Source organism: Streptomyces sp. P5F9 (assembly GCF_057961495.1).
Genome location: NZ_JBXVPZ010000008.1, coordinates 14,602 through 41,598, shown reverse-complemented (window position 1 = coordinate 41,598; position 26,997 = coordinate 14,602). Strand labels below are relative to the sequence as shown.

Genomic DNA, 26,997 nt, shown 5'->3' with positions numbered 1-26,997 from the left:
CCGATCATGCCGCGCCTGGTGGACGTTCCTGGGTACGTACGCTTCTGGACCGCCTCCGCGATCTCGTCGTTCGGCTCGCAGATCTCCGGGCTGGCACTGCAGATCCTCACCGCCGTCACGTTGAGCGCCTCCGCCACGGAGGTGGGTCTGGTCAACGCGGCCCGCTGGGCGCCCTATCTGCTCTTCGGGCTCGTGGCCGGGGTGCTGGTGGACCGCTGCCGGCGCAGGCCGGTCATGGTGGCCATGGATCTCGGCAGAGCCGTCCTCCTCGGCGCGATCCCGCTCCTGTACGCGATGGACCGGCTCGGCATCGCCGCGCTGTGCGCGTGTGTCTTCGCCTTCGGGGTGCTCTGCCTGTTCTTCGACGCGGCCAACCACTCCTACGTCCCGCAGCTGGTCCCCAAGGAACTCCTCAACGCGGGCTATGCCCGGGTGGGGCAGGCCGACACGGCGGCCGGGTCGACCGGGCCACTGATCGCCGGAGTGCTGATCAAGCTGGTCGGCGCGCCGCTGGCCGTGCTCGTGGACGCCGTCAGTTATCTGGTGTCCGGCCTGCTGCTGGCCTCGGTACGGGCCCACGACCCGGTTCCCGATCGCGGCCGGCGGCGCGGTCTGCTCAGCGAACTGCGCGAGGGGACGGCCTGGGTCTACCGCCACCGGACCCTGGCGTCCATCGCGCTGACCTCGCACCTGATGCTCCTCTTCAACACCGTCGTCAGTACGGTCTTCGTGGTCTTCGCGCTGCGTGACCTCAGGATCGGGGACTTCGGCCTGGGCGTGACGTACGCCTGCGCGGGCCTCGGCGGAGTGCTCGGCGGCGCGTTCTCCGCACGGGCGGCGCGGAGGTTCGACGTCGGCGCCGTCCTGATCGTGGGCCGTCTCGTCGCCGCCGTCGGCTGGCTGCCGCTGGTCCTCGCCCAGCGGGGACCGTGGGCCCTGGTCTCGGTGTCGCTGGCCTTCTTCGTGGTCTCGGGCGCCATCTCGCTCGAAAGCCCGGTCGAGATGAGCTATCGCCAGGCGGTCACGCCCGAGCGGCTGCGGGGACGGATGAACGCCACGATCCGCTCGTTCAACTGGGGCATGGTCGCGGTCGGCGCCCCCCTGGGCGGCCTCCTCGCCGACCGGGTCGGCTACCGGTTCGCCCTGGGGGTGGGCCTGTCCGGAGCGGTCCTCCAGGCACTCCTGCTCGCCGTGTCCCGCACCCGGGAGGCCCGCGACACCGACGGGGTCGAGCCGCTCGTACGCGCCTGAACCCAGGAATCACCCGAAATGCGGCATGAGGAAAGCGGGGGGATGCTGGGAGGGCCAACGCACGTCCGAAGGAGGACAGCCATGTCGATCATGGACAAGGTCAAGGGAATGCTGGGCCAGCACTCGGACAAGGCCAAGGAAGGGGTGGACCGGGCGGGAGACATGGTCGACGAGCGCACGGGCGGCAAGCACGCCAAGCAGGTCGACATGGCGCAGGACAAGGCCAACGACTTCATCGACCGCGAGAAGCCGCAACAGCCCTGACCGCTTCTGTCCCCGTATCGACCTCGATGTGGCCGGAGTGATCCACCGGAAGCGCAGAGTTAACCGGCTATCGGCGTGAAAGGGTTGCGTCCCTGGGCCCTGATCCATACATACTCCCCTCACAAGAAGCCACAACTCTGGGGGGAGTTGGCTCATGCAAGGCACGATCGACGGGTTCCGCTACGGTGCGGTGACCCCGGTGGCCGCCTATCTGATGGCCAGCCTGGGAGGGGCTCTGGGACTGCGCTGCGTGGTGCGGTCCCTGCACAACAAGCAGTCGTGGAAAGCGGGTTGGCTCGCGCTCGGCGCGACGTCGATCGGCAGCGGCATCTGGACGATGCACTTCATCGCGATGATGGGCTTCCAGGTCGAGGAGACCCGGATCGGCTACGACATCGGCCTCACGGCGCTGAGTCTGGCCGTGGCGATCGTCGTGGTCGGCATCGGCGTCTTCGCCGTGGGCTACCGCGGCGCGACCCCCGGCACGCTCTCCGCGGCCGGCGTCATCACCGGGTTAGGAGTCGCCGCCATGCACTATCTGGGCATGGCGGCCCTGAAGTTGAACGGCGACATCGAGTACCGGACCAGTACGGTCGTGCTCTCCGTGGTGATCGCGATCGTCGCCGCGACGGCGGCCCTGTGGGCGGCCGTCTCCATCCGCGGCTTCCTGGCGAGCCTGGGCGCCAGCCTGGTGATGGGCGTGGCCGTCTCCGGGATGCACTACACGGGCATGGCCGCCGTGAGCGTCCATCTGCACGGGACCGGCGGGGCGTGGACGGGCGACTCCGCCAACTCCATTCTGCTTCCCATGCTGTTGGGACCGGCGATCTTCCTGCTGCTGGCCGGGGTCGTCGTGATGTTCGACCCGCTGCTGGTGATGGGCGAGGGCGACTGGGACCGCTCCTTCGTCCGCCATCCGGTGGGCCCGGACACCGGCGGCAAGCAGGCTGCCCAGCGCCCCGACTCCCTCTTCGACACGGCGGGCCGCCCGGCGGTCGGCCGACCTGGCGGGTCGGAGAGCCCACCCGCTCCACCGGGCAGCCGCCGGAGCCGGAGCCGGTACACCCGCAGAAACCCCGTCGGCCCGACGCCGAACCGACAGGCCTCGTACGGCAGCCCCGCCATCCCTTCGCCGCCGAATCCCCGCGGCGCCCACAACACTCCGGCCGCTCCCGCGGGCGGCCGCCCGGACCCGTACGGCACACCGCAGCGTCCCGGGGAGTGGTGACCGACACCGCCCGCCACGGCCCGACTTGAGCCGGCGACCGCCGTAGCCGTCACGTGGCCCTACAGCTGGCTCAGTTGGGCGCGCCCGGCGGCACCCGGGGCAGTGGGTCGACCCGCACCGACCCGGCGTCGGCGAGGAACGCCCGGATCAACTCGCCCGCCTCACGCGCCTGTTCGTCGCCCTGGCACCGCAGCTCCGTCCCTAGCCGTCGCGCGGCACCGCGCAGCGACATGCGTACCGGTGCGTGGAGAGCCGTGTCGTCGAGCAGTGTCAGCAGGTGGTTCAGGAGGGTCCAGTCCGCCGCGTGTTGTACGGCGGTCCCGCCGGGCAGTTCGGCGGGTACCGGGTCAGTACGACGCCAGGTGGCGGCGAGGAGCGCGTCGACGAGGTCGGTGACACCGGGCGCCGCCGGGTCGGCGGCATGCTGCCAGGCCACCCTGTTGAGCCGGGCCGGGTCCAGCAGCTGCTCCGTGACCAGCGCGGCCGCGACCCGTGCGGCCTCGAAGGGGTCGAAGACCCGCCCGGCAGCCGTGTCGAGGTACTGATCCGTCCGGCCGTAGCGGATCGCGGGCGGGGTGAGGATGTCCAACACCGAGCCGGGCAGGGCGAGTTGCTCGGCGTGGAGCAGTTCGGCGAGTCGGGTCAGCGCCGTGTGCTGGGTGGCCGCGTCGACGGCCTGCGCGCCCCGGCCGGCCTCGCCCGCGAGGCCGTACGCGTAGCGCACCCCGCCCACCAGCCGGGCCACGGCCGTCACCTCGTGCCGGTGCAGGAGGTGCAACAGGACGGCCCGTTCCTCCAGTTCGCCGGTCTGCCGGTCGGGCGGCAGTACCCCGCGGGAGAAGCCGTCCAGTGCGATACGGCGGACCCGCAGCATCGTCTCCAGCGCCTGGAGGGCGTCCGGCCCGCTGACCCACGTCACGGCGTCGGCGTGCGCCGCGTTCGGACCCTGGGCGTCCTCGTCGGAGAGATAGATCAGGCCCGACTCGGCCGCGTCGGCGCGCAGTTGGGCGAGCGCGGTCTCCTCCGCGCCTTCACCGAACCGGCCGTAGCCGTGCGCGACCAGGAAGTGGTCCCACGGCCCGAGTCCCGTGCCGTACGCGGCGGACAGGTCCAGGTCGCCCTCTTCCGTGACGCCGATCCGCGCGTGCGGGTAGTCCATGACGGACGGCTCGGGGTGTCCCGTACTGGCGAAGTTGTGCATGAAGCCGAGCGCGTGGCCGATCTCGTGCGCGGCGAGCTGACGCAGCCGGGCGAGCACCAACTCCTCGACGGCGGCGAGCCGTTCGGCCTCGTCCGGGCGGCCGTAGGGTGCGAGGAGGGCCTCGCCGAGGGCGCGGACCTGTTCGACGCGCTGGGAGCCGAGCCGTACCCGGGCGTGCAGGATCTCGCCGGTGCGGGGGTCGGTCAGGCCCTGGCCGAGGGACCAGCCGCGGCCCGCCCGGTGCACCCAGACCACCCCGTTGACGTCGGAGGCGTACGGGTCGAAGCCGTCACCGCCGGGCTCGACCCGGTAGGCGTCGGGGAGTCCGATCCGGGCGAAGGCCCGCTGCCACCAGTTGCCGCCCTCGACGACCGCCGAGCGGAAGGGTTCGGGGACGGCCGGGTCGATCTGGAAGACGATCGGGGCGCCGCCGGGTTCCGCGCGGAAGCGGGGCTGGAGCTTGACCTGAGTGCTCGCCCGGCCGACGAGGCCGTGGTCGGCGTAGCCGATGGCATAGCCGCCCGAGGCGGGGTGGTAGCGCCGTACCGGCAGCGGGGACGCGGGCAGCCGCAGCAGGTTCAGCTGCTGGACGACGGTGAGGGCGCGCGGGTCGGCGGCGACGGCCCGGACCGCCGGTCCCCGGCCGGGGCCCCGAAAGGTGAGCAGCGCGGGCAGCCGGACGGCGGTGGGTCCGGTGCGGCTGTCGGCGACCAGCGGGAGGCTCGTGGACGCGTCGATCGTGTAGTCGCCCTGCTCGCGGGCGTGCAGATGCTCGGCGATCGCGTCGTGGTCGGCGACGACGAGCCCGGTGGCGTCGACGACCGCCGCGCCGTTCTCCTCGCGCAGCACGGGACCGCTCCACAGCACGGACAGCGCGAACGACTCGTCCCCGGCCCGCATGGCGGCCGCGTCGCCGGAGGTCAGGAAGTGCTTGTTGCGGACGGCGAACAGGACCCGGTCGCCGACCCGGCGGAACTCCGCGAGCCAGGTCCGGCCCGCCTTCCCCCGGTCCAGCCAGAGCTCGCTGGAGCCCAGGCCCTGGGAGAGGGAGACGGAGAGGAGGAAGGGTTCGTCGAAGTGACGGATGCCCAACAGCAGCCGGTCCGAACGGAGTTCGGGGTCGGGGACCAGGTCGATGAAGTCGGCTTCGCCGGGCATGCGGGGGGCCTTTCGGTTGAGCATCGTCGAGTTGATGTTGCCAGGCCCCTGCCTCTCGTACCGCGCTGGCTCGTTGTTACCGTTCACCGGTGTCTGAATCTTCACGCGATACTCCCGAAGGCGCCGGTTGGGGCACCGCGGAGCGCGGCGCGTATCAGCAGCTCATGCCGTCCCATGTCGAGAAGGTCTCGTGGCTCAGCCCGAAGACTCTGTGGGCCGCGCGCAACGGCGTGTTGGCCTCCTGGTTCGGGGACCCGACCGGCCCCACCCGCAGCCGTTGGGTGGCCCAGCGCGCCGCCGCCGGCGCTCCCGCCGACAAGGTGATCCGGCGCGACGATCCCGACACCTTCTCCTTCATGGTCATCGGTGACACGGGCGAGGGCGACGATCCCCAATACGCCGTTGTGCCGGGCTTTCTGAAGGCCAGTCAGGAAACGGCCTTCGCGGTCGTCGCCAGTGATGTCATCTATCCCGTCGGCGCTGCGGACGACTACGAGACGAAGTTCTTCCGCCCGTACCAGGCCTATCCGGCGCCGATCTACGCGATACCCGGCAACCACGACTGGTACGAGGGTCTCGGCGGTTTCATGCGCGTCTTCTGCGACGACGCGCCGGCGCTGCCCGCACCGAAGGCGCCGCGCCCGCTGACACGTGCCTGGTGGCGCTCGCTGCTGTGGCACCGCCCCAGCCCGTCCGACGGCGAACGCCTGGACAAGGCACGGGAGTTGCGTTCCTCACCGGTCCAACAGGCCGTGCAGCCGGGCCCGTACTGGGCGATCGACGCGGGTCCGGTGCGCATCATCGGTATCGACACGGGCCTGTTGGGCACGATCGACGCCGAACAGGGCGCCTGGCTGCGTGAGGTGGCGAAGGGGCCCACTCCGAAGATCCTCATCACCGGTTCGCCGCTGTACGTCGACGGTGAGCACCACCCCTGCGCGATCGAGGGCGGCGGCACGGTCGACGACATCGTCAGCGATCCGGCCCACCGCTTCGTCGCCGCGATCGGCGGCGACATCCACAACTACCAGCGCTATCCGGTCCAGTTGGCGGACGGCCGCACACTCCAGTACGTGGTCTCGGGCGGCGGCGGCGCGTTCATGCACGCGACCCACACCGTGCCGCGCGTCGACATCGCGAACGTCGGCGAGCAGGACTTCCGCTGCTATCCGCTGCGTGGCGACTCCCTCGCCTTCTACAGCAGGCTGTACGGGCGCCGACTGCACCTGCGCCGCTTCTTCACCCTGACCGAGGCCGAGGCGTCGGCCGTGATCTGCGAGCGCCTCGGTATCCCGCCGACCCGCGCCCCGGGCCCGCCCGTCCGGATCACCCGCCGCGTCCGCCTGGTCGCGAGCCTGCTGGGCGCCGGGGGCCGTCCCGACCGCCGCTCGCGCTTCCGCCTCCCGGTGCGCAAGATCTACACGCAGCTCTTCTCGCCCAGCTCGGTGACGTACAGTCCGCCGTTCTTCAAGTGCTTCCTGCGGCTGGACGTGACCCCGGAGGCGATCCGCCTGCGCTGTTTCGCGGCCACCGGCAACCGCGCCCAGGAGATGGACCCGCCGGTCGAGGACGAGATCGCCATCCCGCTGAACTGATCACACGCGCGCAATGTTCGCCTGTCACAATCAGGACAGAACAGAACTGACGTACGACCGCCGGAGGAGCCCGTGCCGCCCACCTCACGCCCGCTGCGGAAGCTGGGCTTCCTCACGATCGGCCTCTTCGACGAGGCCGATCCGCGCCGTGGCCACGAGTCCACGCTGGAGATCATCGAACTGGGCGAGCGCCTGGGCTTCGACAGCGCGTGGCTGCGCCACCGGCACCTCCAGTACGGCATCTCCTCCCCCGTCGCCGTCATGGCGGCGGCCTCGCAGCGCACCAGCCGTATCGAACTCGGCACGGCGGTGATCCCGCTCGGCTGGGAGAACCCGCTGCGGCTGGCGGAGGACCTGGCGACCGTCGACATCCTGTCCGGGGGCCGGATCAACCCGGGCGTCAGCGTCGGCCCGCCGATGCACTTCGACCAGCTCAAGGAGGCGCTGTACCCCGACACCGCCGACGTCGAGGACTTCAGCTACGAGCGGGTGCGCCGCCTCCTGGACTTCGTGCGCGGCGAACCGGCCACCGACTTCAGCGGGGTCGAGGGTTTCGAGGTGTTCTCGGACCGGGTGCAGCCGCACTCCCCCGGGCTGGGGCGTCGCCTCTGGTACGGCGGCGGCAGCGCGGGGTCGGCGACATGGGCGGGCGAGCACGGGATGAACTTCCTGACGAGCAGTGTCGTCAAGGCCGAAGGGCCGGACGAGTCAAGGGACTTCGCCGAGATCCAGCTCTCCCACATCCGCACGTTCCGCGCCCACCACCCCGACGGCGAGGCCGCCCGCGTCTCCCAGGGCCTGGTGGTCGTCCCGACCGACTCCGCGTCGCCCGAACAGCGCGCGAAGTACGAGGATTTCGCCCGCAAGCGCACTCCCCGTACGACGTCACCGCAGGGCCCGGCCCGGCTGATGTTCGCGCCGGACATCGTCGGCACCTCCGACGAGATCGCCGAACTCCTGCACGCGCACGCCGCGTTCAGGGAGATCGACGAGGTGGCGTTCGCGCTGCCGTTCACCTTCGAGCACGAGGACTACGTACAGATCCTGACCGACATGGCGACAAAGCTGGGGCCGGCGCTCGGGTGGAAGCCCACCGTCTGACTTCCGTGTCACCAGCGGCCCGGCTCGGTGCCGACGATCGGTTCGGACGGCTTGCCGTTGACGCCGACCGGTATGTCGCCGGTGAGCATCACGCGGTGCATGGTCCGCGGGAAGCCGAGGTGGGCGTTGTCGCTGGGGGCGAGGTGGATGGTGGCCCGGTTGTCCCAGAAGGCCACGCTGCCCGGCTCCCAGCGGAACCGGACCGTGTACTCGGGCCGGGTCGCCTGCGCGAGCAGCATCTCCAGGATCGCGGCGCTCTCCGCGCGGGAGACGTCGGTGATCTGCTCCAGGTAGTAGCCGTTGACGAACAGCACCCGCTCCCCCGTCTCGGGGTGCACCCGTACCAGCGGGTGCACCGAGGCGACCTGGTGGTCCAGGAGGTGACGGACGTACGCGTCGTCGCCGGGGCGCGGCTGATAGCCGACGCCGAGCCGGTGCTCGGCCCGCAGTCCGTCCACGAACTCCCTCACCGGCTGCGACAGTCCGGCGTACGCGGCCGCCAGATTCGACCAGGTGGTGTCGCCGCCGTACGGCGGGACGGTCTCCGCGCGGAGGATCGTCGCGGCGGGCGGGTCGACGCGGGCACCGTGGTCGCAGTGCCAGCCGCGCAGGAGTGTGTGCCTGCGTCGCTCCAGCCACTCCTCGTGCTCCATGCCGAACCGGCCGCCCAACTCCAGCCGGTCGGCGGTCGTTTCGACCTCGGGGAAGCCGGCCGGTGACGCGCTGCCGCGCCGCCCGAGCACGACCGGTTCCCCGAAGCGGCGCGCGAACGCGACATGCCCGGTGTGGTCGAGCCGTTGCCCGCGGAAGAACACGACCTTCCAGCGCAGCACCGCCGTCCGGATCGCGGCGACCACGGCGTCGTCGAGTTCACCGGCCAGGTCGACACCGGTGATCTCGGCCCCGATGTGCCCGGAAGCCGGCCGCACCTCCATGCCGTCCACGCGCACCGCCTCGTCCGTCGTCGCTCCGCTGCTGTCCGTCGTCATGCCCGCTCCGTCGTTCTACGTGCCCGGCCGGTCGTCCGTGCCAGGTCCCCCTACCGGGTCCGTACCCAGGTCGTACCGGTTCCAAGGAAGATCGTGTCAGCGATCCCCGCGCGGGGCGACAGGGGTCGCGGTCGCCCATACTTGGTGTACCGCACAGTCAAGGGAAGGTCAGACCGTGATCAGCATCCCGACGCACACGCTCAACGACGGAACGAAGATCCCCGCCATCGGTCTGGGCACCTGGCCGATGGACGACGCGACGGCCGAGGAGGCTGTCGCCGGTGCGTTGCGCATGGGCTATCGCCTGGTGGACACGGCGACGAACTACCGCAACGAGACCGGCGTCGGCCGTGGCATCGCCCGCAGCGGCGTACCGCGCGAGGAGATCCTCGTGACGACGAAACTGCCGGGCCGCCACCACGGCTACGAGGAGACCCTCGCCTCCTTCGAGGAGTCCCGGGCGCGGCTCGGCGTGGAGTACGTGGACCTGTATCTGATCCACTGGCCGCTCCCCCGGGTCGGCAAGTTCGTCGATTCCTGGAAGGCGATGATCAAACTCCGCGAGGACGGTCTCGTCCGGTCGATCGGCGTCTCGAACTTCACTCCCGGGCACATCGAGCAGCTGGAGAAGGAGACCGGCGTCCTGCCCTCCGTCAACCAGATCGAGCTGCACCCGCTGTTCCCGCACGACGAACTGCGCGCTTTCGACACCGAGAAGGGTGTTCTCACGGAGAGCTGGAGTCCTCTCGGGCGCGGTTCCGAGCTGCTGAACGACCCCGCCGTGGTGACGGTCGCCGAGGCCTTCGGTGTGACACCGGCGCAGGTGGTGCTGCGCTGGCACACCCAGCTCGGGGCCGTCCCGATCCCCAAGTCGGCGGATCCCGACCGGCAGCGCGCGAACCTCGACATCTTCGGCTTCGAACTCGGCCCGGCCCAACTGGCCGCCATCGCCGACCACACGCCGCAGCGGCTGGGCGGGGACCCGGAGACGCACGAGGAGTTCTGAGAGTCCGGGGAGCTCCGGGACTTCCGGAAGTCTGAGAGTCCAGGGGGTGGAAGTCGGCGTTTCTGCCCCCAACTCGCCTTCCCTGCCTCTATGTTCACGGCGGATGCTCAGGATCTCATCGGAAGGTTCTTGTATGCGCACCGCGTTCCGTACCGCCGTGACCGGGTCGGTGGCCGCCGCCGCTCTGCTGGTCGGCACCGCCGCCCAGGCGACCCCGGCAGGCCCCGGAGTCACCGCCCGGCTGATCAGCCAGACCACGATCGGCGACACCGACTACACCCTGCGCGAGATCACCATTCCGCCCGGCCAGGCCACCGGCTGGCACTACCACGACGGCCCCCTGTACGGCATCGTCAAGCAGGGCACGCTCAGCCACTTCGACGCCGGCTGCGCCTCCGACGGCGTGTACCGGGCGGGCAGCCCCATCCAGGAACCGGCCGGTTCGGGCAATGTGCACATCGGCCGCAATCTGGGGAACGTCCCTCTCGTCCTCGACGTGCTGTACGTCCTCCCGCACGGATCACCGTTCTCGGAGGACGCGCCGAATCCCGGGTGCCCCTTCGAGTAAGCGGTCCGAGCGAGTTGTCCGGTCAGTCCGACGGCGGCAACGGCTGTTCGGCCCAGATGGTCTTGCCGCTGCCGGTCTGCCGGCTGCCCCAGCGCTGGGTGAGCTGGGCGACGAGGAGGAGTCCGCGTCCGCCCTCGTCGTAGGCGTGGGCGCGGCGCAGGTGCGGTGAGGTCGAACTCCCGTCGGAGACCTCGCAGATGAGGGCACGGTCGCGGATCAGGCGGAGCTGGATGGGCGGTTCGCCGTACCGGATGGCGTTGGTGACGAGTTCGCTGACGACGAGTTCGGTGACGAAGGACTCCTCGTCCAGTCCCCAGGCGGTGAGTTGCTCGGTGGCGGCCTGCCGGGCGCCGGCCACGTGGGCGGGGTCGGGTTCGATGTCCCAGGTGGCGACCCGGTCGGCGCCCAGTGCCCGGGTGCGCACCAGCAGCAGGGCCACGTCGTCGCTGGGCTCTTCCGGCATCACGGCCTTCAGCACCGAGTCGCACAGCGCGTCGAGCGACTCGGCGGACGCGGTGAGCGCGCGGCAGAGTTCGGCGGTGGCGTGGTCGACGTCGCGGTCGCGGTCCTCGATCAGGCCGTCCGTGTACAGGGCGACGGTGGCTCCCGCGGGCAGGTCCAACTCCACTGCCTCGAAAGGGAGTCCGCCGACGCCGAGCGGTGGTCCCGCGGTCAGGGGGACGAGGCTCGCGGTCCCGTCGGGCAGGACGACGGCCGGCGGTGGATGTCCGGCGGCGGCCATCGTGAGGCGGCGCGAGACCGGGTCGTAGACGGCGTAGAGGCAGGTGGCGCCGAGTTCCGCGACCTCGTCGCCGGTGTCGTCCGTCGCGAGGTGGGTGACCAAGTCGTCGAGGTGGGTGAGGAGTTCGTCGGGCGGCAGGTCCACGTCGGCGAGGGTGCGGACGGCCGTGCAGAGGCGGCCCATGGTCGCCGAGGACGGGATGCCGTGGCCGACGACGTCGCCGACGACCAGGGCGACGCGGCTGCCGGACAGCGGGATCACGTCGAACCAGTCGCCGCCGATGCCCGCGAGCGACCCCGAGGGCCGATAGCGGTGGGCCACCTCGACCGCCGCCTGCCCGGGCAAGTCCCTTGGCAGCAGGCTGTTCTGGAGGGCGAGTGCGGTGGAGCGCTCGCGGGCGAAGCGGCGCGCGTTGTCGATGCAGACGGCGGCCCGGCTGGCCAACTCCTCGGCGAGGACGGCGTCGTCGGCCGCGTAGTCGTCCGGGTGGGCCATGCGGACGCCCACCGCGACGCCGAGCGTGGTGCACCTAGCCCGCAACGGCACGGCGATCATCGAGTGGACGCCCTTGCGGTGCCGAATCCCTTCGGGGGAGCGGGCGTTGCGGTCGTCGACCCAGCGGACGAAGTCGGGTTCACCGGCCTGACTGCGCACCGCACGTCCCTCGCGCAGGGCCCGCACGGGCGGCGAGAAGGGTGGGTAGAAGTCCGCCTGCCCCAGGGGTACCGCGGCGTCCGGCGCGCCCTCGGTGACGGAGCCGTGGGCCACGCGCCGCAGCACGATCTCGCCGTCCGGGGCCGGCGGCGGTTCGTCCGCGCCGAGCACCCACGGGAGCAGGTCCACGCTGGCGAAGTCGGCGTAGCGCGGCACGAGGATCTCCACCAGTTCCTCGGCGGTGCGGACCACGTCGAGGGTGGTGCCGATGCCGGCCGCCGCCTCGTTCAGCAGGGCCAGCCGCTGCTGGGCGAGGTACTGCTCGGTGCTGTCGAACGCCGCGAGGGCGACCGCGGTCACCCCGCCGGAGTCGCCCTTGAGGGGCCACATCTCGATGCTCCAGGCGTGCTCCCGGTTCAGGGCGGGAGCGCCCGCCCAGCTGTTGTAGCGGAGCGGCCTGCCCGTCTCGGCGACCAGGCGCAGGTTGGCCAGGAAGCTCCGGCTGTGCTCGGCGTCCTCGACGCTCTCCGGGAAGAACCGGCCGATCAGAACGTCCTCAGGGACTCCCATCACCCGGCAGGCGACGTCGTTGAGGCGGAGGTAGCGCTGCTCGGTGTCGAAGACGGAGAGCGACATCGACGCCTGCTGGAAGGCCTGCTCGGCCAAGGTGGGTGCGGGTGCGGGTGCAGATTCGGGTTCGCTGAGGGGTTCGACGGTGAGGACGTATCCGTCCGGTGCGCCGTCCGCGCCGAGTATGGGGAGGGCCCGCACGGTGAGCGGGAGCGGGGTTCCGTCCCGGTGTCGTAGGACCAAGGTTCCCGTCAGCGCGGCCAGGGCCGTGGTGGAGGGAGGTTCGGCGAGCAGTGCCGCCACCGGCCGGCCCACGGCCTCCTCGGCCGGGTATCCCGTCAGTGTCCGGGCACCGTCGCTCCACCCCGTCACGATGCCTCGGGCATTGATGACCGCCGTGGCGGAGACCTGCTCCATATCGTCCAGGATGGTCCCTATACCGCGCCGCAACAACCGCGCTACGGCATTTGTGGCCCCTGTGTCACTTCCGGTGGGCGCGGAGGGCGGCGAGGGCGCGGTCGGCGTGGGTGTTCATCCGCAGTTCGCTGGAGACGACCTCCAGGATCGTGCGGTCCTCGCCGATGACGAAGGTGGCCCGCTTGGTGGGCGCGAGCGAGAACCCGCGCTTCACCCCGAACCGCTCCCGGATCGTCCCGTCGGCGTCCGAGAGCAGCGGCATGCCGAGGGTGTGCTTCCCGGCGAACTCCTGCTGCTTGTCGACGGAGTCGCCGCTGATGCCCACGGGCCGCGCGCCGACGGCCGCGAACTCGGCGGCCAGGTCCCGGAAGTGGCAGGCCTCGGCGGTGCAGCCGGCGGACAGGGCGGCCGGATAGAAGAACAGCACCACCGGGCCCTCGGCGAGCAGTTCCGTGAGGCCGCGCTCGGCGCCGGTCTCGTCCGGCAGCGTGAAGTCCTCGACCTTGTCACCGACGTTCAGGCGTCCTGTCATGACCGTCCCTCCCCATTCTTCGCGACATTGCGTGCCCACAGTACGAGGGGCACCTGCAACGGCAGCCGCCCGTAGGCCGCCGCTTTCTGCGGGGTCGGCCGGTCCCGCCAGTCCAGCGCCATCTTCACGTTGGCGGGGAACACGCCCACGAAGTAACCCGCCGCGGCCAGCGCGGCCGTACGCCGGGTACGCGGCACCGCGATCCCCGCCGCCAGCGCCAGTTCGACGACACCGCTCGCGTACGTCCAGGTCCGGGGCGACCCCGGCAGGGCGCGCGGGATCGTCGCGTCGAACTGTTTCGGCGAGGCGAGATGGGCGACCCCCGCGGTCGCCAGCAGACCGGCGAGCAGCAGCGACGAGCGTTCGGACCGTGGCACGGTTCCTCCTCTGATGGCCTGCCGCGCGATGTTACTCCACGGTAGAAGAGCGGTGACGGTTGACCTTGTCCAAAGGTGAGGCCCGACGGTCGTGCGGAGACGAACGAGAGGAACCCGCATGAACGCGCGCTGTCTGATCCTCGACATCGGCGGTGTCCTGGAACTCTCGCCCCCGACCGGCTGGCTCACCCGCTGGGACGAGCGCCTCGGCCTCCCGCCGGGTACCTCGGACCGACGCCTGGCCGACGTCTGGGAGGCCGGAGAGATCGGGACCATCACCGAGAACGAGGTGAGCGAGCAGGTGGCCGCCCGGCTGGGACTCGGCCCGGTGGACACCGAGTCCTTCATGGCGGACCTGTGGGAGGAGTACCTGGGCGCCCCGAACACCGAGTTCATCGACTGCGTGGCGGGGCTGCGCCCGCACTGCCGGCTGGGCATCCTCAGCAACAGCTTCGTGGGCGCCCGCGAACTGGAGACGGCGGCGTACGGCTTCGACCGGCTGGTCGACGAGATCGTCTACTCGCACGAGATCGGCGTCCGCAAGCCCGACCCCAGGGCCTTCGCCATCACCTGCGCCCGGCTCCAAGTACGGCCCGGCGACTGCCTGTTCGTCGACGACTTCGCTCCCCATGTCGAGGCCGCCCGCACCGCGGGGATGCGGGCGCACCTCTTCGAGGACAACGCCGGCACGGTCGCGCGGATCAACGCACACCTGGACCCTACTGTTTCGGTCTGACCTTTGATATGTTTCGCAGCCGGAACCGGAGAAGGGTCCACATTCCATGGACTTTGAGCTGACCGAGGACCAGGAAACGATCCGCAAGTCCGTCGCCGGACTGCTGCGCGACTTCGACGACCAGTACTGGATGCGGAAGGACCAGGCGCACGAGTTCCCGACGGAGTTCTACGAGACCGTCGCGAGCGGCGGCTGGCTCGGGATCACGATCCCGGAGGCGTACGGCGGCCACGGCCTCGGCATCACCGAGGCCAGCCTGCTGCTGGAAGAGGTGGCCCGGTCGGGCGGCGGGATGAACGCGGCCAGCGCGATCCATCTCTCGATCTTCGGCATGCATCCGGTGGTGGTGCACGGCTCCGAGGAGCTGAAGCGCCGCACACTCCCGCGCATCGCCACCGGCGACCTGCACGTCTGTTTCGGCGTCACCGAACCCGGCGCGGGACTCGACACCGCGAGCATCACGACGTACGCACGACGGGACGGCGACCACTACGTCGTCAACGGCCGCAAGGTGTGGATCTCCAAGGCCATGGAGTCGGAGAAGATCCTGCTGCTGACCCGCACCAGCAAGCCCGACGAGGTCGCCAAGAAGACCGACGGGATGACCCTGTTCCTGACGAACATCGACCGCGACCGGATCGACGTCCGCCCGATCCCGAAGATGGGCCGCAACGCCGTCACCTCGAACGAACTCTTCATCGACGACCTGCGCATCCCGGCCGAGGACCGCGTCGGCGAGGAGGGCCAGGGCTTCCGCTACCTCCTCGACGGACTCAACCCCGAGCGCATGCTGATCGCGGCGGAGGCCCTCGGCATCGGCCGGGCCTCGCTCGACAAGGCCGTCCAGTACGGCAAGGAGCGCGTCGTCTTCGGCCGCCCGATCGGCATGAACCAGGCCATCCAGTTCCCCCTCGCGGACTCCCTGGCCCACCTCGACGCCGCCGAACTCGTCCTGCGCAAAGCGACGTGGCTGTACGACAACGGGAGGCCCTGCGGGCGGGAGGCGAACACCGCCAAGTACCTGTGCGCCGACGCCGGGTTCACGGCCGCCGACCGGGCCCTGCAGACCCACGGCGGCATGGGCTACTCGGAGGAGTACGGCGTGTCCCGCTACTTCCGCGAGGCCCGCCTCATGCGCATCGCGCCGATCAGTCAGGAAATGATCCTGAACTACCTGGGATCACACACGCTGGGACTCCCGAGGAGCTACTGAATGACCGACAGCACAGGACTGTTCGACCTCACGGGCCGGTCGGCGCTGGTCACCGGCGCCGGGGGCGGCATCGGTTCCGCGGTCGCCGAGGCCCTGGCGCGCGCGGGTGCCTCGGTGCTGGTGACCGACGTCGACGAGTCGGCCGCCGCGGCCGCCGCGGGGAAGATCGACGCCGCGGGCCTGACGGCGGACAGCGCCGCACTCGACGTACGGGACCGCTCCGCCGCCGACGCGGCGGTGGCACGCGCGGCGGCGCTCGCGGACGGGACGCTGCACATCCTCGTGAACAACGCCGGGGTCATCGCCCCGGCCATGTTCGACAAGCTGGAGGAGGAGGCGTTCCGGCGCGTCCTCGACATCCATGTGATGGGCACCTTCCACTGCGCGCAGGCCGCGCTGCCGTTCCTGCCCGACGACGGCACGGGGCGGATCATCAACGTCACCTCGTCCGCGGGCCTGGTCGGCACGCTCGGGCAGGTCAACTACTCGGCCGCCAAGGCGGGGATCATCGGCCTGACGAAGTCCCTCGCCCGCGAACTGGCGCGCCGGCGAGTACTGGTCAACGCCCTCGCGCCGCTGGCGGCCACGCCCATGACGGAGACCATCCGCACCAACGAGAAGTTCTCGGCCCAGATGCTCGCCCGCATCCCGCTGGGCCGGTGGGCCGAGCCGGCGGAGATCGCGGGCAGTTTCGTGTTCCTCGCCTCGGACGCCGCCTCCTTCATCACCGGGCAGGTCCTGCCGGTGGACGGCGGCATGGTCATGTGACGGACGACGTGCGTGCCGCGCGGCACGGTGATGTGACAGCCGGCGCGCGTGCTGTGTTGAATGGTTCAGCCAAAGAGGCCGAAGAGCGCGGCTTCCGACGAGAGGCCTGAACCTGTGCAGAGCGCCGAGCACCCTCCCCGCACCCTTCGGGGACGCGCTGTGGCCGGTGAGCCCCGGCCGCGCTTCGACACGCTCACCGTCCCGAAGGCGTCGGATGTACTGGCGGCGGAGGTGCGCGAGCGGATTCTCTCCGGGGAGTTCACGGAGGGCACCGCGCTGCCGCCGGAACGGCAACTGGTCGAGCAGACCGGGCTGAGCCGGGCGACTGTGCGCGAGGCGCTGCGCATCCTGGAGGTCGAGCGGCTGCTGGAGATCAGGCCGGGGCGCGGGGGCGGCGCCTTCGTGCACCGGCCAGGGCGCGAATCCCTCGCGAACACCGTGCGGCTGGTGATCCGGGGGCAGCGGATCCGGCTTGAGGACCTGCACGAGACCCGGGAGGCGATCGAGCCCGCGTGCGCGGCACTGGCGGCCAGGCGCCACACGGACGCCGACCTCGTGGAACTGGACGACGCCCACACGGACCTCGTCGTGGCGGGCGAGGACATCCAGCGCTTCCTGCGCGCCAACATCCGCTGGCACAACGCCGTGGCGAGGGCCGGCGAGAACGAACTTCTCATCGGGTTCATGAGCGCTCTCTCGCAGTCGATCCACGCTGCCACCAACATCGAGCAGTTCATGGACGCGGACATCCGCAAGCTCACCGCCCGCGCGCATGCCCGGATCACCGAGGCAATCCGGGACCGCGACAGTGAGGCGGCGATGCGCCGGATGACGCGCCATGTGTGCGGCTTCGCCCGCGCCGCCGCCGAGGTGGACCGCCGGGACGGCGTGGAACTCGCAGATCCCGAGAACTGACCTGACCGAACGCGAGAATGTGATTCTCTTCTTCGTGCAACACCATTGACAGTATCGGTCTGACCTTTAATACCATCCCGGTATGAGCAAGGTGACTCCCGTGCTGACCGTGGCCGCCGACGGAGACGTCCGCATCGTCACCCTGAACCGCCCCGACCGGCTGAACGGCGTGTCCGAGGAACTGCACCGACGCCTCTCGGAGGTGTGGCGCGAACTCGCGGACGACACCAAGGCCCGGGCCGTCGTCCTCACGGGCGCGGGCCGCGCGTTCAGTGCCGGCGGGGACTTCGACCATCTCCTACGGCACCACACCGACCCGGAGCTGCGGGAGCGGTCGATCCGCCTCGACCGCACCATCCAGACCGAGATGATCCGCTTCCCTCTGCCGGTGATCGCAGCCGTCAACGGCCCCGCGGTGGGCCTGGGTTGCAGCCTCGCCCTGGCCTGCGACCTGGTGCTGATCTCCGAGGACGCCTACTTCGCGGACCCGCACATCTCGGTGGGCCTGGTGGCCGGCGACGGCGGGGTCACCCTGTGGCCGATGCTCACCAGCCTGCTGCGCGTCAAGGAGTACCTCTTCACCGGCGACCGTATCCCCGCCCCCAAGGCGGTCGAACTCGGCCTCGCCAACCGCACGGTCCCGCCCGACGACCTCATGCGCGAGGCACTCGCCCTGGCCCACCGGCTCGCGGCCCAGCCCGCCGAGGCCCTCCGCGCCACCAAGCTGGCCCTCGCGGCGGTCGTCGAGCAGGTGTCACGCGGCGGCATGGAAGCCGCGCTGATGGCCGAGCGGGCCACGATGACCAGCCCGGACCACATCCGCATCATCACCGAACTCGCGGCCCGCGCCAAACGGCGCGCCAACCCCCCTGAGGAGAACTGAGCGTGGACCGCGATGAGTTCGTCCTGGTCCGCGACATGGTGCGCTCACTCGCAACCCGGTTCGGCGTGACATCGGCGGACGAGGTGAAGCCGTCGACCCGGACGGCCGCCCAACAGGCTCTGGACGACATGGGTTTGGCGGATCTACGGCGCACCTCTCCTCCCTTGGCGACCGCCCAGGAGTGCGCGCTGCTCGCGGAGGAACACGGCCGCCACCCGCTCACGACGTCCCTGCTCGGCACGGTCCTGCTCGCCCCCGAGCTGCTCCGCCTGCTGGGCGACGACACCTCGCAGTCAGCGCCCACCATCGCGCTCACCCGCGAACTCCGCTTCCCCGGGCGGGCCCCGACAGATCTCGTCGCCTGGGACAGCGAGGGAGCCGACAGCGCGTTCTGCGTCACCGCCGAAGGGGCGGTCACCCGGACCGAGTTGGGCCCGGCGGCGCCGAGCACTGACCTCGTGCGATCGGTGCGGGCGGTGCCGTCGGATGCTCCCGTGAAGGTCGTCGGCCATCTCGACCCGCCGGACCAACTCCGTTGGGAGGCCTACGCACTTGTCGTCGTGACGGCCGAACTGGTCGGCGCGGCAGGCTCATTCGTGGAGCAGGCGGTCGCATACGCCCGCGTCCGCCGCCAGTACGGACAGGCGATCGGCTCCTTCCAGGCCGTACAGCATCTCCTCGCGGACGCGACCGTCCTGGTGGAGGCGTGCACCAGCGTCACGCGGTACGCGGCCTGGTGTCTCGACAACGAGCCGCCGGAGCGCGCCCTGACGGCGGCACGTGTCGCCAAGGCGGAGGTCAACTCCTCGGCGCTGGAGGCGGTTTACGCGGGGATGCAGGTCTTCGGCGGTATCGCCCAGACGTGGGAGCACATCGCGCACCTGTATCTGCGCAAGGTGCGCCTGGGCGCGACGCTGCTCGCCACGACGGACGAACTGCTCGCCGCGCTGGCCGTACCGGAGGTGACGCGATGACCGACACCCCGCTGGACTTCGGCGACCCGGCCGATCTGGACCGGCTGCGGCGGGAGTTCCGTGCCTGGCTGGCCGAACACTCCCTCCCCGAGCGTGAGTCGGGCGAACCGGTGCCGGTCTTCCTGCGCCGCTGGCACCGTTCGCTGCACTCGGGCGGCTGGGTCGGCCTCGACGTCCCGGAGCGCTACGGCGGCCGGGGCCTCACGGCGCTGCACCAGGTGGCGATCAGTGACGAACTCGGCGCCTGCCGGGCCCCGGGCGTCCCCCGGATCGGCTATCTCGCCCACGCGCTACTGGAGTTCGGCTCGGAGGAACAGCGACTCCGGTTCCTGCCGCGTATGTTGGCCGGTGACGAGGTGTGGTGCCAGGGCTTCAGTGAGCCGGGTGCCGGTTCGGACCTGGCGGGCATGAGCACCTTCGCCGAACGGCACGACGAGCACTACACAGTGCGCGGGCAGAAGCTCTGGACGAGCTACGCCCAGTACTCCGGCCTGTGCCTGCTGCTGGCCCGCACCGACCGTGCTGCACCGGCCCACAAGTCGATCTCGGCGTTCGTGCTGCCCCTGGACCGACCCGGCGTGACGGTCCGACCGCTGCGCGCGGCCAACGGCGACGACGAGTTCTGCGAGCTGTTCCTGGACGACGTCCGCATCGAGGAGTCCGAACGCATCGGCGCCGAGGGCGTCGGCTGGGCGCTGGCGATGACGACGGTGTCGTACGAGCGCAACGCCCTCGACACCGGGCACATCTCGAAGTACGGGCTGCTCGTCGAACGGCTGCGGCGGCACGCCGCCGAGCACCGACACAGCCTGCCCGACGGGCTGTTGTCCCGGATCGGCCGGTGTGTCGTGGACTACGAGGTCCTGGTGGCGCACGCTCGCCGCCGCACCGCCGAACGTCTCGCCGGGCAGGTCGCCGGCCCGGAGTCGTCCGTGGACAAACTGCTGATGACGAGGACCGAACAGCGGCTCTACGACACGGCACTTGAGGTCTTCCCGGACGAACTCTGCGGAGAGGGCGCCGAGTTGTTCGGCGACTACCTGTACTCCCGTGCGGCCTCCGTCTACGGCGGCACCTCCCAGATCCAGCGGAACATCATCGCCAAGCGGATCCTGCATCTCCCCTCGAACGGCTAGCCCTGGAGCCAACTGATGCGCTACGACGACGAATTCCTGAGCATCCCCAACGTCATCAGGCTGGCGGCCAGGCGTTTCGGGGACGCCACGGCGCTCATCGACGGTGACCGCCGGTGGACGTTCCGGGAGCTGGAGGAGCAGATGATCGACTCGGTCCGCGCCACGACGGCGCTCGGTATCAAGCCGGGCGACCGGGTCGGGCTGTGCGCCCCCAACTCGGCGGAGTGGATCTTCATCGCCCTTGGCATCCACGGCGCCGGAGCCATCCTCGTACCGCTCAACACACGGTTCAAGGCGCAGGAGATCTCGTACATCCTGCGGAAGTCGGAGGCGGCCGCCGTGTTCGCCTCGCCCTTCCTCGGCAACGACTACATCGGCGAACTACGGAAGGCCGATCCGGGACTCCCGGCCCTGCAGAAGACGGTGTCCGTCCGCGGCCCGCAGGGGGCTGCCGAGCTGGCCTGGAACGACTTTCTCCGAGCCGGAGACGGCGTTTCCGCGTCTGCGGCCCATGAGTCGATCGACCGGTTGACGCCGGACGACGTGTCCGACGTGATGTTCACGTCCGGCACCACCGGCCACCCGAAGGGCGTGATGCTCACCCACGGCCAGTCCCTGCGCGCCTACGGGTGGATGGCGAAGGAGTACACCTTCAAGGCCTCCGACACCTTCCTGGTGATCCCGCCGTTCTTCCACTGCTTCGGCTACAAGGCGGGCTGGCTGGCCTCGCTCATGCACGGCGTGACCGTCATCCCCATGCCCGTCTTCGACGCCGGTCGGGCCCTGGACCTCATCGCGAGGGAGGGGGTGAGCATTCTCCTCGGACCGCCGACGATCTTCCACGACCTCGTCAACCACCCGGAGCGTGCCGCGCACGACCTGTCGTCGCTGCGGGTCTCGATGACGGGTGGTACGACGATCCCGGAATCGCTGATCCACGCCATGAAAACGGAGTTGTCGTTCGACATCGTGATGAGCGCCTACGGCCTGACCGAGTCGACGGCGCTGGTGACCACGACCCGTGTCGGCGACTCCGAGGAGACGGTGGCTCACACCACGGGAAGTGCCATTCCCGGAGTCCAGGTGCGGATCGTCGCCGCCGACGGTCTCGACGTCCCGATCGGTCTCGACGGCGAGATCCTCGTCCGCGGCTACAACGTCACCTGCGGCTACTGGGACGACCCCGACGCCACCGCCGCGACGATCGACGCCGAGGGCTGGCTGCACACCGGGGACATCGGCCGGCTCGACGACGCCGGCAATCTCGCCATCGTCGACCGCAAGAAGGAGCTGTACATCGTCGGCGGCTTCAACGCCTATCCGGCGGAGATAGAGAAGCTGCTTCTCGGCTGTGAGAACGTCCAGCAGGTCGCCGTGATCGGGGTTCCCGACGAACGGCTCGGCGAGGTCGGCTGCGCCTTCGTGGTCGCCTCACCGGAGCGGACGCCGACCGAGGCCGAGGTCATCGCCTGGGCCCGCGAGCACATGGCCAACTTCAAGGTCCCCCGGCATGTCCGCTTCGTCGACCAACTCCCCCGCAACGCGAGCCAGAAGGTGCTGAAGGACGAACTCCGCGCACGGTTCACGGCAGCGAGCTGACGTGACGACGACCGGGCCGCTGGCCGGAATCACCGTGGTGGCGTTGGAACAGGCGATCTCGGCTCCCATGTGCACCCGCACGCTCGGCGACTTCGGCGCCCGGGTGATCAAGGTGGAGAACCCCAAGGGCGGCGACTTCGCCCGCCACTACGACGACGTGGTCAAGGGCCTGGGAGCACACTTCGTCTGGGTCAACCGCGGCAAGGAGTCGGTGGCCCTGGACCTGAAGACACCCGGCGGCATGGGCGTCCTGCACCGCCTGCTGGAACGCGCCGACGTCCTCGTCTCCAACCTCACACCCGGCACCACGGCCAAACTCGGCATCTCCCCCGACGACTTGAGGACCCGTCACCCCGATCTCATCGCCGTCGAGATCGACGGATACGGCCCCGGCGGCCCCCTCTCCCACAAGCGCGCCTACGACCTCCTCGTACAGGCCGAGTCGGGCGCCTGCGCGGTGACAGGCCATCCCGGGGCACCGGCCAAACCGGGGCCGCCGATGGCCGACGTGTGCAGCGGCCTGTACGCCGCCCTATCGATCGTCGCGTTGCTGTACGGCAGGGAACGCGGGGTGGGGCCCGGGCCCGCGGCCTCGTCCGTCGCGGTGAGTCTGTTCGACACCATGACTGAGCTGATGGGCTATCCGCTCACCTACACCCAGCACTCCGGCATCGAACAGCAACCGCTCGGCATGAGCTCCCCCGCCGTCGCACCGTACGGCGCCCACCGGACCGCCGACGGTCACACGGTGATCCTCGGCACGACGAACGACCGTGAATGGCAGCGCCTGGCACGGGAGTTGATCGACCGGCCGGACCTGGCGGACGACCCACGCTTCGGCAGCAACGCCGGGCGGGTGGAGCACCGTGCTGTGCTGGAACCGGAGATCAGCGCCTGGTGCGCACGGCACGACCTCGCCTACGTACAGAACCGTGCGGACGCGGCCGGGATCGGCAACTCCCGCTACAACACGCCCAGCGACGTCATCGCCCACCCCCATCTGCTGGCCCGCGACCGCTGGCGCGAGATCGACACACCGTCGGGTCCGGTACCGGCGCTGCTTCCGCCTCCGGTCATCGCCGGGTACAACCCGCCGATGGGCGCGATTCCCGCTCTGGGCCAGCACACGGACGCCGTACTCGCCGAACTCGGCCTGGCGGACGAGGAGATCGCCGTTCTCCGGGCGCAGGGAGCGGTCCGATGACCGGGGAACCGGTACTGCTGACCGGCGACGCCGACGGCGTCCGGACACTCACCCTGAACCGGCCCCACCGTAAGAACGCGATCGACGCCGAACTCTGGGACGCCCTGAGAACGGCACTCTCCGCAGCGGGCAGCGACCGTACGGTACGGGCGCTGGTCCTGACCGGTGCCGGCGGCGCGTTCTGCTCCGGGGCCGACATCCGCAAGGGCGTCAGCGGCGAGCACCCGCTGTACCGGATGCGGACCCTGAGCGAGGTCGCACTGCTGCTGCACGAGCTGCCGATCCCCACCATCGCCAAGGTCAACGGCGTGGCGGTCGGGGCGGGTTGGAACCTCGCCCTGGGCTGCGACTTCGTCGTGGCGACTCCGGAAAGCACGTTCTCGCAGATCTTCGCGCGCCGCGCCCTGTCCCTGGACTGCGGCGGCTCGTGGCTGCTGCCGAAGCTGGTGGGGTTGCAGCAGGCGAAGCGGCTCGTGCTCCTGGCCGAGACGATCGACGCCGAGGAGGCCCGCGCCCTGAACCTGGTGACGTGGGTCGTGGACGCCGACAAGATCGACACCTTCGCGGACGACCTCGCCGCCCGGCTGGTGACCGGAGCGCCGGTCGCGCTCGCGCAGAACAAGGCGCTCCTCAACGAGAACGCCGATCGCACCCTGCGCGAGGCCCTGGCCGGCGAGGCGCGGGCGCAGGCCATGAACTTCGCCACGGCAGATGTCCCGGAGGCGTACGCCGCCTTCGTGGAGAAACGCCCACCTCGGTACACCGGGCGCTGGGCGGTCCCGGGAACAGCGGTGCCAGGAACGGCCGTGCCGACAGCTACGGAGGACACGTGATGCGTGAGGCAGTGGTGGTGGAGGCGGTCCGCACCGCCGTCGGCAAACGGAACGGCGGGCTGGCCGGTGTGCACGCGGCCGGCCTCTCCGCCGTCGTCCTTCAGGCCCTTGTCGACCGCACGGGTCTTGACCCCGAGGTCGTCGACGACGTGGTGTGGGGCTGTGTCGGCCAGTTGGGCGACCAGTCGAGCAACATCGGCCGCTACGCGGTGCTGGCTGCGGGCTGGCCCGAGACCATCCCGGGGACCACGGTGAACCGGGCCTGCGGATCGAGCCAGCAGGCGCTGGACTTCGCCGCCCAGGCGGTCATGTCCGGCCAGCAGGACGTCGTGGTGGCGGGCGGCGTCGAGGTGATGAGCCGGATACCGCTCGGTGCCTCGCGGGCCGGCGGGATGCCGTACGGGCCCCAAGTCCTCGCCCGTTACGAGGGGTTCTCCTTCCACCAGGGGGTCTCCGCCGAGAAGATCGCGCAGAAGTGGGGACTGGGACGCGGTGTGCTCGACGAGTTCTCCGCGCTGTCGCACGAGCGGGCGGCGGCCGCGCAGGACGGCGGGGCGTTCGACGCGCAGATCGTGCCGGTGAAGGTGACTGACGGCACGAACACGGTGACCGCGGACGAGGGCATACGGCGAGGTACCAGCGTCGACACTCTCGCGCGGCTGAGACCGTCCTTCCAGGAGGACGGGGTGATCCACGCGGGCAACTCCTCCCAGATCTCCGACGGGGCCGCCGCTCTGCTGGTCACCACCCCTGAAAAGGCACGCGAGTTGGGACTGACGCCGATCGTCCGCTACCGCGCGGGCGTGGTCACCGGTTCCGACCCGGTCCTCATGCTGACCGGACCGATCCCGGCGACCGAGAAGGTGCTGCGCAAGGCCGGTGTCGGCCTCTCGGAGGTGGGCGTCTTCGAGGTCAACGAGGCCTTCGCGCCGATCCCGCTCGCCTGGCTGGCCGAGACCGGTGCGGACCCGGCGCTGCTCAACCCGCTCGGCGGCGCCATCGCGCTCGGGCATCCGCTCGGCGCGTCGGGCGCCGTCCTGATGACCCGCATGATCCACCACATGCGGGACCACGGGATCCGCTACGGCCTGCAGACCATGTGCGAGGGCGGCGGCACCGCCAACGCCACCGTCGTCGAACTCGCTTCCTGACAGGGGATGTTGTGCGCCGAGACGTCTTCACCGACGACCACGGGGCGTTCCGCCGGCTCGCCCGGGACTTCATCGGCAAGGAGGTGGTCCCCCACTACGCCGAGTGGGAGGAGGCCGGCCGACTCCCCCGCGCGCTCTTCGAACAGCTGGGCTCGCTGGGCCTGTTGGGTACGGCGGTCCCCGAGGAGTACGGCGGAGCCGGCCTCGCCGACTACCGCTACAACGTCGTTCTCCAGGAGGAATCGGCGCGCGCCCTGGTGACGTTGGGGACCGTGCGCACCCAACTCGACGTCGTGCTGCCGTACTTCCTCACCTATGCCGACCGGGAGCAGCGCGAACGCTGGTTCCCGGGCCTTGCCTCCGGGACGTTGCTGACCGCCATCGCGATGACCGAGCCGGGCACGGGCTCCGATCTCGCGGGGATCCGTACGACGGCCGTGCGCGACGGTGACTCGTACGTTCTCAACGGCACGAAGACGTTCATCACCGGCGGGCTCCTCGCCGACCTGGTGATCGTCGTGGCACGTACGTCGACCGACCCGGACAACCGCCGCGCCGGGCTCACCCTGCTGGTCGTCGAGGACGGCATGCCCGGCTTCACGCGCGGCCGGGTGCTGCACAAGATGGGCATCAAGGTGCAGGACACAGTGGAGTTGGCCTTCGACGGCGTACGGGTCCCGGTCGCCAACCGGCTCGGCGAGGAGGGCGCCGCGTTCGGCTACCTGGGCAACAACCTGCCGCAGGAGCGGATGACGGTGGCGGTCGGCTCGGTCGCGCAGGCACGAGCGGCCCTGGACACGACGATCTCGTACGTCAAGGAACGCAAGGCGTTCGGAAAGACGGTCGCCTCCTTTCAGAACACGAAGTTCGAACTCGCCGCCGTGGCAGCCGAGATCGAGGCCGCGCAGGCGATGCTGGACCGTGCGGTGCTCGAACTCGTCGCCGGTGAACTGAGTGGACCCGACGCCGCCAAGGTCAAGCTGTTCTGCACCGAGATGCAGGCCCGCGCGGTCGACCGCTGCCTGCAACTGTTCGGCGGCTACGGCTACATGCTGGAATACCCCATCGCCCGGCTCTACGCTGACGCACGCATCACCCGCATCTACGCCGGGACCAGCGAGGTCATGAAGGTCATCATCGCCAAGTCCCTCGGATTGTGAGGCGGTTACGGTGCCGGACTTCTCCAGCAGACGAGGTGCCGCGTTCGTCGCGGGCGGCTCGGGCGGAATCGGGGCGGCGGTCGTCCGGCTCCTCGCCGAGCGCGGCAGCGACATCGTGTTCACCTACCGCGCCAACCAGGAGGCGGCGGACGCGGTGGCCGCCGAGGTCACGAAGCTGGGCCGCCAAGTCCGGTCGCTTCGAGTGGACTTGACCGACGAGTCCGCCACGGCCGAGGCCGTGTCGGAGGTCGTCGGCGGCATCCACACCCTCGTGTACGCGGCGGGCCCGCACGTACCCATGCGACACCTGAGCAAGGTGACGCCGAGCGAGTACCGCGCCCAACTCGAAGGCGACGCCGTGGCGTTCTTCAACCTGGTGCATCCCGCGCTGCCGTTGCTGCGCGAGAGCCGGGGCAACATCGTCGCCGTCACGACCGTCGCGACCCGCCGCTTCCCGGTCCGGGACGGACTGTCGTCGGGCGCGAAGGGCGCGGTCGAGGCGGTCGCCCGGGCGCTCGCCGCCGAGGAGGGCCGCTACGGCGTCCGCGTGAACTGCGTGGCACCCGGCATGCTCAACGACGGTATCGCCGGCCGTCTGATCAGCTCCGGCGAACTGGACGAGGCCGCCCTCGCCGTCACCCGGCGCAACATCCCGCTGCGCCGTTTCGGCGATGCGACCGACATCGCGGAGGCGGTCGCGTTCCTCGCCTCGGACCGGGCCGGGTTCATCACCGGACAGGCATTGGGAGTTGACGGCGGCTACAGCGTGTAG

25 protein-coding genes are annotated in these 26,997 nt (G+C 70.5%); 20 read left to right on the top strand and 5 right to left on the bottom strand.

All coding sequences use genetic code 11. The annotated features are described in order from the left end of the window. Window positions 1-6: 6 nt before the first annotated feature. The 3 genes from AC31A1_RS02930 to AC31A1_RS02920 all read left to right on the top strand — a co-directional run bounded on the left by AC31A1_RS02930 (window position 7) and on the right by AC31A1_RS02920 (window position 2,743). Entirely contained in the window at window positions 7-1,251 is a 1,245-nt protein-coding gene (locus AC31A1_RS02930) for an MFS transporter (protein WP_489651659.1), read from the top strand. Between the two features lie 81 nt (window positions 1,252-1,332). Then, entirely contained in the window at window positions 1,333-1,515 is a 183-nt protein-coding gene (locus AC31A1_RS02925) for an antitoxin (RefSeq protein ID WP_489651658.1), read from the top strand. Window positions 1,516-1,669: 154 nt separating this feature from the next. Then, window positions 1,670-2,743, top strand: coding sequence for an MHYT domain-containing protein (locus AC31A1_RS02920; RefSeq protein WP_489651657.1), 1,074 nt, complete (start codon window positions 1,670-1,672; stop codon window positions 2,741-2,743). A 70-nt stretch (window positions 2,744-2,813) separates the two neighbouring features. On the opposite strand, the gene AC31A1_RS02915 is transcribed toward AC31A1_RS02920, so the two are convergent. Next, a complete protein-coding gene (locus AC31A1_RS02915) occupies window positions 2,814-5,102 on the bottom strand; it encodes a zinc-dependent metalloprotease (protein WP_489651656.1) in 2,289 nt (762 codons plus the stop codon). 89 nt (window positions 5,103-5,191) lie between these two features. Here AC31A1_RS02915 and AC31A1_RS02910 point away from each other — a divergent pair, with 89 nt between their 5' ends. Together AC31A1_RS02910 and AC31A1_RS02905 are read left to right on the top strand one after the other, a co-directional pair. Beyond that, on the top strand, window positions 5,192-6,697 hold the full coding sequence (locus AC31A1_RS02910) for a metallophosphoesterase family protein (protein WP_489651655.1): 1,506 nt from the start codon (window positions 5,192-5,194) through the stop codon (window positions 6,695-6,697). Between the two features lie 72 nt (window positions 6,698-6,769). Continuing rightward, complete coding sequence (locus AC31A1_RS02905) at window positions 6,770-7,798, top strand: LLM class flavin-dependent oxidoreductase (protein ID WP_489651654.1); 1,029 nt, start codon at window positions 6,770-6,772, stop codon at window positions 7,796-7,798. A gap of 8 nt (window positions 7,799-7,806) precedes the next feature. Here the strand turns inward: AC31A1_RS02905 and AC31A1_RS02900 are convergent, their stop codons facing one another. Continuing rightward, entirely contained in the window at window positions 7,807-8,787 is a 981-nt protein-coding gene (locus AC31A1_RS02900; protein WP_489651653.1) for a TauD/TfdA dioxygenase family protein, read from the bottom strand. 175 nt (window positions 8,788-8,962) lie between these two features. Between AC31A1_RS02900 and AC31A1_RS02895 the strand changes: the two genes are divergently transcribed. Continuing rightward, entirely contained in the window at window positions 8,963-9,793 is an 831-nt protein-coding gene (locus AC31A1_RS02895; protein WP_489651652.1) for an aldo/keto reductase, read from the top strand. 133 nt (window positions 9,794-9,926) lie between these two features. Further along, window positions 9,927-10,361, top strand: a complete 435-nt coding sequence (locus AC31A1_RS02890; RefSeq protein ID WP_489651651.1) for a cupin domain-containing protein — start codon at window positions 9,927-9,929, stop codon at window positions 10,359-10,361. 22 nt (window positions 10,362-10,383) lie between these two features. Here AC31A1_RS02890 and AC31A1_RS02885 read toward each other — a convergent pair whose 3' ends face one another. The 3 genes from AC31A1_RS02885 to AC31A1_RS02875 form a co-directional block, all read right to left on the bottom strand. Then, a complete protein-coding gene (locus tag AC31A1_RS02885; RefSeq protein WP_489651650.1) occupies window positions 10,384-12,744 on the bottom strand; it encodes a SpoIIE family protein phosphatase in 2,361 nt (786 codons plus the stop codon). Window positions 12,745-12,808: 64 nt separating this feature from the next. Beyond that, entirely contained in the window at window positions 12,809-13,276 is a 468-nt protein-coding gene (locus AC31A1_RS02880) for a peroxiredoxin (RefSeq protein WP_489651649.1), read from the bottom strand. Next, complete coding sequence (locus AC31A1_RS02875; protein WP_489651648.1) at window positions 13,273-13,653, bottom strand: DoxX family protein; 381 nt, start codon at window positions 13,651-13,653, stop codon at window positions 13,273-13,275. The genes AC31A1_RS02880 and AC31A1_RS02875 overlap by 4 nt, the downstream gene beginning before the upstream one ends. A gap of 118 nt (window positions 13,654-13,771) precedes the next feature. Between AC31A1_RS02875 and AC31A1_RS02870 the strand changes: the two genes are divergently transcribed. The 13 genes from AC31A1_RS02870 to AC31A1_RS02810 all read left to right on the top strand — a co-directional run bounded on the left by AC31A1_RS02870 (window position 13,772) and on the right by AC31A1_RS02810 (window position 26,997). After that, entirely contained in the window at window positions 13,772-14,389 is a 618-nt protein-coding gene (locus AC31A1_RS02870; protein ID WP_489651647.1) for an HAD family hydrolase, read from the top strand. A gap of 46 nt (window positions 14,390-14,435) precedes the next feature. Then, complete coding sequence (locus tag AC31A1_RS02865) at window positions 14,436-15,602, top strand: acyl-CoA dehydrogenase family protein (RefSeq protein WP_489651646.1); 1,167 nt, start codon at window positions 14,436-14,438, stop codon at window positions 15,600-15,602. Then, window positions 15,603-16,370, top strand: a complete 768-nt coding sequence (locus tag AC31A1_RS02860; protein ID WP_489651645.1) for an SDR family NAD(P)-dependent oxidoreductase — start codon at window positions 15,603-15,605, stop codon at window positions 16,368-16,370. 159 nt (window positions 16,371-16,529) lie between these two features. Beyond that, the gene (locus AC31A1_RS02855) at window positions 16,530-17,285 is read left to right on the top strand and encodes a FadR/GntR family transcriptional regulator (protein ID WP_489651644.1); all 756 of its coding nucleotides are present in this window, start codon (window positions 16,530-16,532) and stop codon (window positions 17,283-17,285) included. An 82-nt stretch (window positions 17,286-17,367) separates the two neighbouring features. Then, window positions 17,368-18,168, top strand: coding sequence for an enoyl-CoA hydratase/isomerase family protein (locus tag AC31A1_RS02850; RefSeq protein ID WP_489651643.1), 801 nt, complete (start codon window positions 17,368-17,370; stop codon window positions 18,166-18,168). 2 nt (window positions 18,169-18,170) lie between these two features. Next, the gene (locus AC31A1_RS02845; protein WP_489651642.1) at window positions 18,171-19,142 is read left to right on the top strand and encodes an acyl-CoA dehydrogenase family protein; all 972 of its coding nucleotides are present in this window, start codon (window positions 18,171-18,173) and stop codon (window positions 19,140-19,142) included. Continuing rightward, window positions 19,139-20,278, top strand: a complete 1,140-nt coding sequence (locus AC31A1_RS02840; protein WP_489651641.1) for an acyl-CoA dehydrogenase family protein — start codon at window positions 19,139-19,141, stop codon at window positions 20,276-20,278. The genes AC31A1_RS02845 and AC31A1_RS02840 overlap by 4 nt, the downstream gene beginning before the upstream one ends. Window positions 20,279-20,293: 15 nt before the next feature. Then, window positions 20,294-21,877: a FadD3 family acyl-CoA ligase gene (locus AC31A1_RS02835; protein ID WP_489651640.1), complete on the top strand. Its 1,584-nt coding sequence runs from the start codon at window positions 20,294-20,296 to the stop codon at window positions 21,875-21,877. A gap of 1 nt (window position 21,878) precedes the next feature. Beyond that, a complete protein-coding gene (locus AC31A1_RS02830; protein WP_489651639.1) occupies window positions 21,879-23,081 on the top strand; it encodes a CaiB/BaiF CoA transferase family protein in 1,203 nt (400 codons plus the stop codon). Continuing rightward, window positions 23,078-23,914 carry an enoyl-CoA hydratase/isomerase family protein gene (locus tag AC31A1_RS02825; protein ID WP_489651638.1) on the top strand — a complete coding sequence of 279 codons (837 nt, stop codon included), beginning with the start codon at window positions 23,078-23,080 and terminating at the stop codon, window positions 23,912-23,914. The genes AC31A1_RS02830 and AC31A1_RS02825 overlap by 4 nt, the downstream gene beginning before the upstream one ends. Next, window positions 23,914-25,065 carry a thiolase family protein gene (locus AC31A1_RS02820; RefSeq protein ID WP_489651637.1) on the top strand — a complete coding sequence of 384 codons (1,152 nt, stop codon included), beginning with the start codon at window positions 23,914-23,916 and terminating at the stop codon, window positions 25,063-25,065. Before AC31A1_RS02825 ends, AC31A1_RS02820 begins: the two co-directional genes overlap by 1 nt. An 11-nt stretch (window positions 25,066-25,076) precedes the next feature. Then, the gene (locus tag AC31A1_RS02815; protein WP_489651636.1) at window positions 25,077-26,225 is read left to right on the top strand and encodes an acyl-CoA dehydrogenase family protein; all 1,149 of its coding nucleotides are present in this window, start codon (window positions 25,077-25,079) and stop codon (window positions 26,223-26,225) included. A 10-nt stretch (window positions 26,226-26,235) separates the two neighbouring features. Then, on the top strand, window positions 26,236-26,997 hold the full coding sequence (locus tag AC31A1_RS02810; RefSeq protein ID WP_489651635.1) for an SDR family NAD(P)-dependent oxidoreductase: 762 nt from the start codon (window positions 26,236-26,238) through the stop codon (window positions 26,995-26,997).